This is a genomic window from Stenotrophomonas sp. GD03794, from assembly GCF_029842145.1.
Lineage (GTDB): Bacteria > Pseudomonadota > Gammaproteobacteria > Xanthomonadales > Xanthomonadaceae > Stenotrophomonas > Stenotrophomonas riyadhensis.
The window spans coordinates 46,527-60,612 of record NZ_JAOCFV010000029.1 but is presented as its reverse complement, the minus strand read 5'-3'; the positions used below and the strand labels follow the sequence as shown (position 1 = coordinate 60,612).

3 protein-coding genes are annotated in these 14,086 nt (G+C 68.8%); all 3 read left to right on the top strand.

Going from position 1 to position 14,086, the window contains the following annotated elements; all coding sequences use genetic code 11:
* The first annotated feature begins 458 nt into the window (after positions 1 to 458).
* Positions 459 to 4,343, top strand: coding sequence for a phosphoribosylformylglycinamidine synthase (gene purL, locus N5D91_RS15445; RefSeq protein WP_180855424.1), 3,885 nt, complete (start codon positions 459 to 461; stop codon positions 4,341 to 4,343).
* A gap of 438 nt (positions 4,344 to 4,781) precedes the next feature.
* Positions 4,782 to 11,963 carry an ESPR-type extended signal peptide-containing protein gene (locus tag N5D91_RS15440; RefSeq protein ID WP_180855423.1) on the top strand — a complete coding sequence of 2,394 codons (7,182 nt, stop codon included), beginning with the start codon at positions 4,782 to 4,784 and terminating at the stop codon, positions 11,961 to 11,963.
* Positions 11,964 to 12,120: 157 nt separating this feature from the next.
* Positions 12,121 to 13,974, top strand: a complete 1,854-nt coding sequence (locus N5D91_RS15435; RefSeq protein ID WP_180847390.1) for a S8 family peptidase — start codon at positions 12,121 to 12,123, stop codon at positions 13,972 to 13,974.
* Positions 13,975 to 14,086 lie beyond the last annotated feature (112 nt).

The following is a 14,086-nucleotide window of genomic DNA, read 5'->3' as shown; positions in this document are numbered from 1 at the left end:
CACCCCCGCGATGCCCACCCGCCCGGCCGCTGACAGGTTCCTGCGCGGCCAGCCACGGAAGACAGAACAAGAAATCAAAAGCAAAAGCCGGTCGCTGCGCTCTTCAATGCCTGACTTCTGAGATTTCTCTGGTTGCCGGCCAGTGGCCGGCACTACCGGGGAGCATCCACGCATGGCGTGGATCTACTGCAGATCGCGGAAATCTGTCGAAGGCGGGGTGGGTCCGGTTGCGGGGGGCGTGAGCGCCATGGATGGCGCGACCGAGCCTACAAGGACGTATTTACGGCGTCCCCCGCAACCGGACCCACCCCGCCATCCCACGGGAACCCCGCTTTTGCTTTGGCAGTTGCTGTTGCCGTTGCCTCGGCCTCGGCGGGTGCCGGGCGCCGCCCGGCCAAAGCCCACCCCCCGCTTCCGGTACAATGTCGGGCCCGTTTCCCAACTACGGTTCCCCGGACATGATGGTCCTCGAGGGCGCGCCCGCCCTGTCGCCGTTCCGCCGCGAACGTCTTGAATCCCGCCTGCAGTCCATCGCTCCCTCCCTGCGCATCAGCGGTGCCTGGCACGTCTACTTCGTGCAGCCCGAAGGCAGCGCCGCCCCCGACCTGGCCACCCTGTGCCGCATCCTCGAAGCTGCGCCGCAGGCCGAGGCCGTGGCCGACGGCGCGGTCAGCCGCATCGTGGTGCCGCGCCTGGGCACGCTGTCGCCGTGGTCGAGCAAGGCCACCGAACTGGTCCGTGGTGCCGGCCAGCCGGTCAGCCGGGTCGAACGTGGCCTGCGCATCGACGTGCAGGGCTGGCCGGCCGATGCCGCCGCCCAGCAGGCGCTGGTCAAGGCGCTGCACGACCCGATGACGCAGTCGGTGCTGGAGACCGTGGAACAGGGCCAGGCGCTGTTCTCGGCGCCGGCCCGGGGTGAACTGGAACGCGTGCCGGTGGACCAGCTGGAGGCCGCCAACCAGCGCCTCGGCCTGGCCATGGCCCAGGACGAGATCGACTACCTGCGCGAACGCTTTACCGCGCTCGGCCGCGCGCCGTCCGACGTCGAGCTGATGATGTTCGCGCAGGCCAATTCCGAGCACTGCCGCCACAAGATCTTCAACGCCAGCTGGACCATCGACGGCCAGGAACAGGACCGTTCGCTGTTCCGGATGATCAAGAACACCCACCAGCAGACCCCGCAGCACACGCTCAGCGCGTACAGCGACAACGCCGCGGTGATCGAAGGCCATCCGGCGTCGCGTTACCGCCCGGATCCGGCCAGCGGCGAATACCGCCGTGAGCCGCAGGTGCCGAGCGCGTTCCAGATCAAGGTGGAAACGCACAACCACCCGACCGCGATCGCGCCGTTCCCGGGAGCATCGACCGGCAACGGTGGCGAGATCCGCGACGAAGGCGCGACCGGCCGCGGCGGCAAGCCGAAGGCGGGCCTGTCCGGGTTCTCGGTCTCGCACCTGCGCATTCCGGAACTGCCGCAGCCGTGGGAAGCGCCGCGCGCGCTGAACCGGCGCATGGCACCGGCGCTGGAAATCATGACCGACGGCCCGCTTGGCGGCGCAGCGTTCAACAACGAGTTCGGCCGCCCGAACCTGCTCGGCTACTTCCGCAGCTTCGAGCTGCCGGAAGGTGCCGATCTGGTGCGCGCGTACGACAAGCCGATCATGCTGGCCGGTGGCCTCGGCGCGATCGATCGCGTGCAGGTCGACAAGATCCAGCTGCAGGCCGGTGACGCGGTGATCGTGCTGGGTGGCCCGGCAATGCTGATCGGCCTGGGCGGCGGTGCCGCCAGTTCGGTGGCCTCCGGCGAGAGCGCCGAGGACCTGGACTTCGCCAGCGTGCAGCGCGACAACCCGGAAATGGAACGCCGCTGCCAGGAGGTCATCGACCGCTGCGTGGCGATGGGCGCCAACAACCCGATCAAGTTCTTCCACGACGTCGGTGCCGGTGGCCTGTCCAATGCCATCCCGGAACTGCTGCACGACTCCAAGGTCGGCGGTGTCATCGATCTGGGCAAGGTGCCCACCGATGATCCGTCGCTGTCGCCGATGCAGCTGTGGTGCAACGAGTCGCAGGAGCGTTATGTGTTGGGCGTGGCGCAGGAGCGCCTGGCTGAGTTCGCCGCACTGTGTGCCCGCGAGCGCTGCCCGTTCGCCGCGGTTGGCGTGGCGACTGCCGAGGAACACCTGGTGGTGGCCTACGGTGCCGTGCCGGGCCACACCCCGGCCGATGCGCCGATCGATCTGCCGATGGACGTGCTGTTCGGCAAGCCGCCGAAGATGCACCGCGACACCGCGCACCCGCCGGCCCCGCGCTGGCCGGCGCTGAAGACCGGTGGCCTGGACCTGCAGGAAGCGGGCCTGCGCGTGCTCGCGCACCCGACCGTCGCCTCAAAGAACTTCCTGGTCACCATCGGTGACCGCAGCGTCGGCGGCCTGACCGCACGCGAACAGATGGTCGGCCCGTGGCAGCTGCCGGTTTCCGACGTGGCGATCACCCTGGCCGACTTCGACGGCGTGACCGGCGAAGCGATGTCGATCGGCGAGCGCACCCCGCTGGCCCTGCTCGACGCCGCTGCGTCGGCACGCATGGCGGTGGGCGAAGCGCTGACCAACCTGTGCGCGGCCCCGGTCGATGCGTTGGATGAAATCAAGCTGTCGGCGAACTGGATGGCCGCGGCCGGCCACCCCGGCGAAGACGCGCTGCTGTACGACGCGGTGAAGGCAGTGGGCATGGAACTGTGCCCGCAGCTGGACATCAGCATCCCGGTGGGCAAGGACTCGCTGTCGATGCAGGCGCAGTGGCACGACCAGGGCGAGGCGCACAAGAGCGTGTCGCCGGTGTCGCTGGTGATCTCGGCGTTCGCGCCGGTGGCCGACGTGCGCCAGCAGCTGACGCCGCTGCTCGACCGCGACGTGGACAGCGAGCTGTGGCTGATCGGCCTCGGCGCCGGCAAGCAGCGCCTGGGCGGTTCGATCCTGGCCCAGGTGCATGCCGACCACGCCGACCTGCCGGCCTTCGCCGGTGCCGCGCCGGACCTGGACGACCCGCAGCGCCTGCGTGGTTTCTTCGAGCTGATCCGCGATGCGCGCCAGTCCGGCCTGCTGCTGGCCTATCACGACCGCAGCGACGGCGGCGCCTTCGCTGCGCTGTGCGAAATGGCCTTCACCTCGCGCCTGGGCCTGGATATCACCCTCGATGCCTGGGGCGATGATCCGTTCCGCAGCCTGTTCAACGAAGAACTGGGCGCGGTGGTGCAGATCGCACGCGAAGACCGTGCGGCCTTCGCCGACCTGGTCGAGCGCCATGCACTGACCGAATGCGCACAGCGCATCGCCAAGGCGACCACCGCACCGGTGGTGCGCGTGTCGCTGGGCGGCGAGAACCTGGCCGAGTGGCGCTGGGATGCGTTGTTCGACGCCTGGTGGTCGGTCACCCACGCGATGCAGAAGCGCCGCGACAACCCGGCCAACGCGGATGCCGAGCGCGAGGTCGCCCGTGCCTTCAATGCGCCGGGCCTGAAGCCGAAGCTCAGCTTCGACCTCAACGAAGACGTGGCCGCACCGTTCATCAGCACCGGTGCACGCCCGCGCGTGGCCGTGCTGCGCGAGCAGGGCGTGAACGGCCAGATTGAAATGGCCAACGCCTTCGAACGTGCCGGCTTCCGCGCGTTCGACGTGCATATGAGCGACCTGATCGAAGGCCGCGTGGCCCTGCAGGACTTCACCGGCCTGGTCGCCTGTGGTGGCTTCAGCTATGGCGACGTGCTCGGTGCCGGCCGTGGCTGGGCCACCTCGATCCTGGAGCGCAGCGCACTGCGTGATGCCTTCGCCGCGTTCTTCGCGCGCGAAGACAGCTTTGCGCTGGGCGTGTGCAACGGCTGCCAGATGATGAGCCAGCTGAAGAACATCATCCCGGGTGCCGAGCACTGGCCGCAGTTCCGTCGCAACGCCAGCGAGCAGTTCGAAGCCCGCACCGCGCTGCTGGAAGTGGTGGAATCGCCGTCGATCCTGCTGCGTGGCATGGCCGGCTCGCGCCTGCAGGTAGCGGTGGCGCACGGCGAAGGCCAGGCCGTGTTCGACAATGCCGTCGACCAGGCCGCCGCCCGCGTCTCGCTGCGCTACATCGACGGCAATGGCAACGTCGCCAGCCAGTACCCGCTGAACCCGAACGGTTCGCCGGACGGCATCACCGGCCTGACCAGCAGCGACGGCCGCGTCACCATCATGATGCCGCACCCGGAGCGCACCCCGCGCGCGCTCAACATGAGCTGGGCCCCGGCCGAGTGGCAGGGCGATTCGCCGTGGATGCGCATGTTCCGCAACGCGCGGGTGTGGTGCGGCTGATCGCACTGCATCGCGCAGGCCTCAATGCCATCGCGTATGGAAAAACCCGCCGTTGATCGGCGGGTTTTTCTTTGCGCGCTTGAAACTCCAGTCGCGACCGCTAGTTACATGCATTTTCATGCGTCGAGGAATCGTCACGCATACATAACAAAATCATTTCATAAACACGTGAAATAGTGATGTGCTTCACGGCAATAGGATTTGCTGTGTCAAAGTCTTGACGATCTGCAAAGTTGCCGTTAACACTTGAACCCCGTTTCAGAATCATTCATTTCGCAGTAACCGGTTGGCGCACGCGCTCGGTTTTCTGTCGCTGCGCGCCGTTCGGCAATACCCCGCAGTAAATCACGCGAATAAACGCCCCCAGGGGACGTTGGGCCGGAAAGCCCAGCGGTGGCGTTGCTTTGCCCAAAACCAGTCCAATCAGGAGCCGTACCGATGAATCGGATTTATCGCAAGGTCTGGAACAAAGCATTGGGTCAGTTGGTGGTGGCCTCGGAACTGGCCTCCTCCGACAGCAGCAGTGGCGGGGTCGTCGACCAGCGCCGCGATGCGACACAGGCCACGCCCGCACTGCTGGCAGTGGCACTGGGCCTGGCAATGGGGTTGGGCATGAGCGGCAGCGCCGCAGCACAGTCGGTGCAGATCGGCGGCAGCGCCACCTGCGTTGCATTCAGCGGCAAGCTGCTCGAAAAGTGCCTGATCGAAGGCTCGGCCACGGCCAAGGGCAGCAACGCGGTGGCGATCGGCAGCAACAGCAATGCCAGTGCCGCCAACAGCGTTGCGCTGGGCGCTGGCTCCAAGGCCACGCGGGCCAACACCGTGTCCGTCGGCGATGCCGGCAAGGAACGGCAGATCGCCAACGTTGCGGCGGGCACCCAGGCGACCGATGCGGTGAACAAGGCGCAGCTGGACGCGCAGGCGCGCGCCACCCAGGCTGCGCTGGCCGACGTTGTCGCAGATGGCAACCGCTATTTCAAGGCCGATGGCGCAGGCGATGACAGCGACGCGGCGAAGATCGACGGGCAGGGCGCAGTTGCGGCCGGTGCGGGTGCGCAGTCGCTGGCCAACGCCACCACCGCCATCGGCACCCAGGCCATTGCCGCTGGCATCGGCGCCAGCGCGTTCGGCCAGGGTGCTTTGGCGATCGGCGATGCCAGCGTGGTGGTCGGGCAGAGCGCTGCGGCCTTCGGTCTCGGCGACACTGCCGTCGGTGCAAGCGCTACCGCCGCCAGCGAAAACGGCGCGGCTACCGCGCTGGGTGCCTTGTCCGAAGCCACCGCCGATGGCGCCACCGCTGTTGGCGGCGGTGCCGTGGCGATGGGCCCGGGCAGCACCGCGCTCGGTCGTGGCGCCACCGCCGCCAACGAAGCATCGATCGCAGTCGGTGCGTTCAGCACGGCTGTCGGTGAATACAGCACCGCGCTGGGTTCCAACTCCGCCGCGGTTGCCACCGGCAGCGTGGCGCTCGGCGCGGGTTCGCTGGCCGACCGCGTCGATACCGTGTCCGTCGGCGCCGCCGGATACGGCCTGACCCGGCAGATCACCAGCGTGGCCGCCGGCACTGAAGACAACGACGCAGTCAATGTCGGTCAGCTGAAGGACGTTGCCGCCGTGGCCGATGCCACCGCCAAGCGCTTCCAGGCCACCGGCAGCAGCAACAGCGATGCCGGTGCACTGGCCGAGGGCGACGAGGCGCTGGCGGCCGGCGAGGCCGCCAATGCCATCGGCAACGGCACCACTGCAGTCGGTGCCGGCGCCACCGCCGTCGCGCAGAACGCCACTGCCGTTGGCAACAACGCACTGGCCTCGGGCCAGAACAGTGCCGCGTTCGGCAACAACGCGCAGGCCAACGGTCCGGGCAGCGTTGCCGTGGGTGGCGCTGCGGTGGATGCCGACGGCAACCCGCTGATCACCAGCGGCGGCGTGCCGGTGGAAACCGGTGCAACCAGCGCAGGCGTCGGCGGCACTGCGGTCGGTGCCAGTGCCGAAGCCAGTGGTTTTGCGGCGTCGTCCTACGGCGTCGGCGCCTATGCCGCCGGCGCACAGGCGTCCGCGTTCGGTGCGGTGGCCAATGCCATCGGTGACTACTCCACCGCGCTGGGTACGCAGAGCAACGCGACGGGTACCAGCAGCGTTGCCATCGGTGGCCCGGCTGACCTGATCCCCGGCCTGGGCTTCTTCGTGCAGACCCAGGCCAGTGGCGAAGCCGCCACCGCCGTCGGTGCCGGTGCCATCGCCAGTGGCGACCGTGCCGTGGCCAACGGCAGCCTCAGCGAAGCCTCCGGCGCCGAAGCGACCGCGGTCGGCTACTTCGCCTATGCACCGGGCGAGAACGCCAGTGCCCTGGGCGCGCAGACCTGGGCCAGCGGTGCGCAGAGCACTGCCGTGGGCTACTACGCCACTGCGCGCGGCGCCAACAGTGTCGCGCTCGGGGCCAACTCCGAAGCGGTGCGTGCCAACAGCGTGGCGGTGGGCAGTGCCGGCAACGAACGGCAGATCACCAGCGTCGCTGCGGGCAGCGAAGCCACCGATGCGGTGAACAAGGCCCAGCTCGACGCCGTGGCCAGCACTGCCGACACCACCGCGCGTTTCTTCCAGGCGCAGCCGGAGGCGGGCAGCGATGCTGGCGCACTGGCTGATGGCGAAGGCTCCATCGCTGTGGGTTCGTCGAGCAATGCGATCGGCGCCGGCGCCATCGCGCAGGGTGCTGCCGCGTCGGCCATCGGCGATGACAGCGTGGCCGTGGGCCGCAACAGCACGGCCACCGGCAATGGCGGTGTCGCCATCGGTGGTCTCGGCCAGGCTTATGACGAATTCAACCAACCCATCATCGGCGCCGACGGCACGGCGCAGCAGGTCGGCACCACCGCCGTGGCCGATGCCACCGCCGTCGGCAGCGGTGCGCAGGCCACTGGGGCTGCCAGCAGCGCCTTCGGCAACGCGGCCAAGGCCAGCGGAGACAACAGCTTCGCCGCAGGCGGCAAGTCGCGCGCCACCGGCAGCTACGCGGTCGCGGTCGGCGACAGTGCCTTCGCCAGCAGTGACGACAGCACCGCCGTCGGCGGCTACAGCTGGGCCACCGCCAGCGGCGCGAGTGCGTTCGGTTCCGGCGCATGGGCGACGGCCACCAATGCCTCGGCATTCGGCAACGCGGCCTGGGCCAGTGGCAGCGGCGCAACATCCATCGGTTACAACAGCTGGGCCAACGGCGCCAGCTCCACAGCGGTCGGCCGTGGTGCCTTCGGCTATGGCGACAACAGCGTGGCGCTGGGCTTCCAGGCGCTGGGCAACAGCATCAACAGCATCGCCATCGGCACCAACACGGTGGCCGGTGGCGAGAGCGCGATCGCGCTGGGTGCGGGCAGCAATGCCAGCGCCAGCAATGCGGTTGCGCTGGGCGCCGGCTCGGTCGCCAACCGTGCACGCACGGTGTCGGTCGGCAGCGCCGGCAACGAACGCCAGGTCACCAATGTGGCTGCTGGCACGCAGGCCACCGATGCAGTGAACAAGGCGCAGCTGGATGCGGTGGCGAGCACTGCCACCACCACCAGCCGCTTCTTCCAAGCCAGCGGCAACGGCGACGACGTAGCCGGTGCCCTGGTGGAAGGTGACAACGCGCTGGCGGCCGGTGATGCAGCCAACGCCATCGGCAATGGCGCTACCGCACTGGGCAGCGGTGCCAACGCGCTGGCCAGCAACGCACAGGCGCTGGGCTTCAATGCATTGGCGACCGCAGCCAACGCCAGCGCCGTCGGTGCCAACGCACAGGCCACGGGCGAATACGCCACCGCGCACGGTGCGGAAAGCGAGGCCAGCGGCGAGCAGAGTGCGGCGTTCGGTGCTGCCAGCATTGCCAGCGGCGCCGGTAGCACTGCCAATGGCGTGCTGTCTGAAGCGTCCGGCGAAGAAGCCGTGGCCGTGGGCTACTTCAGCAATGCCAGTGGCGACGCCGCCACCGCTGTGGGTAGCGAAAGCGTGGCCAGTGGTACGGCGTCTGCGGCCTTTGGCATCGGTGCCGAAGCCAGCGGCGGTTACAGCACCGCCATCGGTGGCTACGCACAGGCCTCGGCGTTCAACGCCACCGCGTTCGGCAACTTCGCCAATGCATCCGGCTCCAACAGTGTGGCAGTGGGTGGCGACTCGGAAGCGTCCGGCGCCTACAGCACCGCCACCGGCCAGGGCAGCCTGGCCACCGGCACCAACAGTGTCGCCGTTGGCGGCTCGTTGTTCGGTCTGCTGGCCACCGAGGCATCGGGCAACTACTCCACTGCGGTGGGTGGTGGCGCCTGGTCGGGGGGCATCAACAGCACCGCGTTGGGCAACGCCGCCGAATCGCGCGGCGCCAACAGCGTGGCGCTGGGTGCGGACTCGATTGCCGACCGCGACAACACCGTGTCGGTGGGCGGCGGTGGCAATACCCGTCAGATCACCAACGTGGCCGATGGCACGCAGGGCAATGATGCGGTCAACAAGAATCAGCTCGATGCCGTAGCCGCGGCAGCGGAAAAGACCAGCCGGCAGTTCCAGGCCAGTGGCAATGCGGATGGTGAAACCGGGGCGCTGGTGGAGGGCGACAACGCGCTGGCGGCCGGTGACGCGGCCAACGCGATCGGCAACGGTGCCACCGCGCTCGGCAGCGGTGCCAATGCGCTGGCCGCCAACGCCACCGCCGTGGGCATCGATGCGCTGGCCACCGGCAGCAACGCGGCTGCCCTGGGCAGTACGGCACAGGCCACCGGCGAAGACAGCCTGGCGCTCGGCACCGGCGCCAGCGCCAGTGAACTGGGCGCAAGCGCGGTCGGCGCGCGTGCGCAGGCCAGCGGCGCCTACAGCACGGCCACAGGTACAGAAGCCAATGCCAGCGGCACCCAGGCACTGGCCAGCGGCTTCCGCAGCGCCGCGTCTGCCGATGGCACTACCGCTGTCGGCGGCTACGCCGAAGCCAGCGGTCGCCTCGGCACCGCACTCGGCTATGGCTCGGCCGCCAGCGGTGCCAACACCACTGCAGTAGGCTTCGGTGCCGCTGCGGCCGGTACCGGCGCGGTGGCGGTCGGCCAGTCCAGCGAAGCCAGTGGCGAGGAGAGCGTCGCCATCGGTGGCAGCACCTTCTTCGGCCTGATCCCGTCGCGTGCCAGTGGCACCGGTGCTGCGGCATTCGGTGCGGGCGCGTGGGCCACCGAAGACTACGCCACGGCGATCGGCTGGAATTCGTGGGCGGCGGGCAGCAGTGCCACCGCACTGGGTGCCAATGCCACCGCCAACGGTAGCAACAGCGTCGCGCTCGGCGCCGGCTCCAAGGCCGACCGTGACAACACGGTGGCTGTCGGCAAGGCGGGCGGTGAGCGCCAGGTCACCCATGTCGCAGCCGGTACCGAAGCCACCGATGCGGTGAACAAGGGCCAGCTGGATGCAGTCGCCAGCGTTGCCGACAAGACCAGCCGGCAGTTCCAGGCCAGCGGCAATGCCGATGGCGAGGCCGGTGCTCTGGTGGACGGTGACAACGCACTGGCCGCCGGCAACGCGGCCAATGCGCTCGGCAACGGCGCCACTGCGCTGGGCAGCGGTGCCAACGCCATGGCCGCCAATGCCACGGCCGTGGGCTTCGATGCGCTCGCCACCGGCAACAATGCGGCCGCACTGGGCAACGCGGCGCAGGCTGCTGGTGTCGACAGCGTGGCCGTGGGCAGCGGTGCCAGCGCCAGCGAACTCGGCGCCAGCGCTACCGGTGCCGGTGCCCAGGCCAAGGGCGCCTACAGCACCGCCAGCGGCGCGCAGGCCACGGCCAGCGGCACCCAGTCGCAGGCCAGTGGTTTCCGCGCCAATGCTTCGGCCGATGGCGCTTCGGCGCTGGGCAGCTATGCCGAAGCCAGTGGCCGCCTCGGTACTGCGGTCGGCTATGGCAGCAAGGCCACCGGCGCCAATGCCACCGCGGTGGGTGTCAGTGCCAACGCTTCGGCGGCCGGCAGCATCGCACTGGGCGCAGGCTCGGTGGCCGATCGTGCCAACACCGTGTCGGTGGGCAGCAGCACCAGTGATCGTCAGATCACCCGCGTCGCTGCCGGTACCGAGCGCACCGATGCGGTCAATCGTGGCCAGCTTGATGCGGTCGCCGCAACCGCCGATGGCACGGCGCGTTACGTCAAGGCCACCGGCGCAGGTATCGCCAGCGCCAGCGGCAGTGATGCCGCCGCGATCGGTTCGGCGGCCAGTGCCAGTGGTGCACGCAGCAATGCACTGGGTGCCAATGCGATGGCGATCGGCAATGGTGCACTTGCGCTGGGTACCAGCGCCGGCGCATCCGGTGCCAACTCGGTGGCACTGGGCGCAGGTTCGCGTGCGCTCGATGCCAACGTGGTGTCGGTCGGCGGTGGCAACGGCACCGAAGGTCCGGCCACGCGCCGCATCGTCAATGTGGCCGATGGCCGCATCGCCGCCGGCAGCAGCGACGCCATCACCGGTTCGCAGCTCAACGTCACCAACCAGCGGGTGGGCGCGGTGGAAACCCGCGTGGGCGATTTTGATTCGCGTATCGCCACCGTTGAAACCACGGCGGCCAGTGCGGTCGGCTATGACGACGCCAGCCGTGATCGCCTGACCCTGTCCGGCTTCCAGGGCACCACCATCGACAACGTCGGTGCCGGCAGCATTGCGGCTGGCAGCCGCCAGGCGATCAATGGTGGGCAGCTGTTCCAGTCGCTCAGCGATGCCGCCAGCTTCCTCGGCGGCGGTGCCAGCGTCGGCATGCAGGGTGTATTCGTGGCACCGAACTACGTGATCCAGGGGGCCACCTACAGCAACGTCGGCGATGCGCTGGGCGCGCTGGACCGCAAGGTCAGCGAGATTGACCGCCGTACTGCGGGTGGCACGCGTGCAGGTGCTTCCAGCCTGCGCGCAATGAGTGCCGCGCTGGATGAAAGCCCGCTGGCCAGCGTGGCCGATGCTCCGGCAACGGCCGACGCGGCACCGGCCAGCACCGCGCGCGTGCAGGGCACGCCGACCGCCGCCGCAGCGGGTGCCGGCATTCCGGTGGGCACGCCGGCAAACGGCTTCAATGCCGTCGCCATGGGCGAGGGCGCTGTCGCCAGCGGCGCCTCGTCCACTGCCATCGGCCAGGGTGCCAATGCCACCGCTGCGAACGCCGTGGCGCTGGGCCAGGGCTCGGTCGCCGATCGTGCCAACACGGTCTCGGTGGGCAGCGAAGGCAACGAACGCCAGGTCACCAACGTGGCGGCCGGTACCACGGCCACCGATGCGGTCAACAAGGGCCAGCTCGACCGTGGCATGGCCACGGCCAACAGCTACACCGACAGCCGCGTCCAGGCCGTCGCCGACAGCTTCGATGTGTTCAAGGGCGAGATCGACGGACGCCTGCGCCACATGGATCGCCGCATCGACCGCCAGGGTGCGATGAGCGCGGCGATGCTCAACATGGCGACCAGTGCAGCGGGTATCCGCACCCAGAACCGGGTCGGCGTCGGCATTGGTTTCCAGGGCGGCGAGTCAGCGTTGTCGCTGGGTTACCAGCGTGCGATCAGCGATCGCGCCACGGTCACTTTTGGCGGCGCCTTCAGCAGCGACGACAGCTCGGTCGGCGTCGGTGCCGGCTTCGGCTGGTAAGTCACTTCATTGCGCCGGCGGCCACCCACGCCGGCGCTGCACCTGCAATGAGGGCCTGGGGGGAGGTCACGGCAATCCCGGCTGGGCCGGCCGGGAGTCGTCAAGGAATGATGGCCGCAGTGTTGGTTCGAACCATGACCCAGAAGAGGAATTCGACGTGATCAAGAAGCAGAACCTCCGCATCAATGTGCTTGCTGCCGCCGTGCTGTCGATGACGGCCGTCGGTGCCGTCCACGCCGCCGGACTGCCGACCCGCGAACCGGTGCGCCAGGCCAGCACCGCCCAGCCGGGAACCGAGCGCATCATCGTCAAGTACCGTGCCGGTGCTGCCGCCGCCACTGACCGCTCGGCGAAACTGTCCACCGTGCAGTCCGCACTGACCCGTGCCAGCCTCTCCGGTGGCACGTCCCGTGCCAGTACGCTCGGTCCGCAGGTGGTCCGCAGGCTGGCGACCGGTGCAGACCTCATCCGTGTGCAGGGGCGTCTGGCTCCGGCCGAACTGCAGCGCGTACTGAAGGAGCTGCAGGCCGACCCGTCGGTGCAGTACGCCGAAGCCGACGTGAAACTGCGCCGTACCGAACTGCGTGCCGGCGACGTGCAGCCCGCGCTGGTGCCGAACGACCCCTTCTACCAGCAGAACCAGTGGCACCTGCACAATGCGGTGGGTGGCATCAACGCACCGGCTGCATGGGATGTCTCGCAGGGCGAGGGCATCGTGGTAGCGGTGATCGATACCGGTGTCCTGCCGCAGCATCCGGACCTGGTCGGCAACCTGCTGGAAGGCTACGACTTCATCAGTGACGCGGAGACTTCGCGGCGCCCGACCAACGACCGCGTACCGGGCGCGCAGGATTACGGCGACTGGGTCGAGAACGACAACGAGTGCTATGACGGCTCGCTGGCCGAGGAAAGCTCCTGGCACGGCACCCACGTCGCCGGTACGGTGGCAGAGCAGACCAACAACGGTGTCGGCATGGCCGGCGTCGCCTACAAGGCGAAGGTGCTGCCGGTCCGCGTGCTCGGCAAGTGCGGTGGCTACCTGTCCGACATCGCCGATGCCGTGGTGTGGGCATCCGGCGGTACCGTCGCGGGCATTCCGGCCAACACCAATCCGGCCGAGATCATCAACATGAGCCTGGGCGGCAGTGGCACCTGCGGCAGCGCCTACCAGGACGCCATCAATGGCGCGATCTCGCGTGGCACCACCGTGGTGGTCGCGGCGGGCAATGAAGCCGACAACGCGTCCAAGTACCGTCCGGCCAGCTGCGAAGGCGTGGTGACCGTGGGTGCCACCCGCATCACCGGCGGCATCACCTACTACTCCAACTACGGTACCCGCGTGGACCTGTCCGGTCCGGGTGGTGGTGGCAGCGTCGACGGCAACCCGGGCGGCTACATCTGGCAGACCGGCTCCAACGCGGCGACGACACCGGAATCGGGCACGCCGGGCTACATGGGGCTGGGCGGTACCTCGATGGCCTCGCCGCATGTGGCAGCCGTTGCCGCACTGGTACAGAGCGCGCTGATCGCCAAGGGCAAGGATCCGCTGACCCCGGCCGCGATGCGCACCCTGCTGAAGGAAACGGCGCGTCCGTTCCCGGTGGCCATTCCGGCCGCGACCCCGATCGGTACCGGCATCCTCGACGCCAAGGCCGCGCTGGCCAAGGCACTGGAAGAACCGTGCACTGAGAACTGCGGACCGGTGGCCACGCCGCTGACCAACAAGGCTGCGGTGGGTGGCTTGAACGGTGCTGCCGCCAGCAGCCGCCTGTACAGCTTCGAGGCTGCGGCGGGCAAGCAGCTCAGCGTGATCACCTACGGGGGGACCGGCAACGTCTCGGTCTACCTGGCCAAGGGGCGTGAGCCGAGTGCCACCGACAACGATGCGCGTTCGACCCGCCCGGGTACTTCGGAAACGGTGCGGGTGACGGCACCGACGGCCGGCACCTACTACATCAAGGTGGTGGGCGAGGCGGCTTACAACGGCGTGAGCATCCTTGCCACGCAGTGAGTACGTACTGCCGTAGTTGAATGGCCGGAGCCCGTCACTGCATGTGACGGGCTTCGTCTTTTTACGAAAGGTGGCGCAGGGGCGGCGGAAATCATGGCTTAACTGTTAAAGT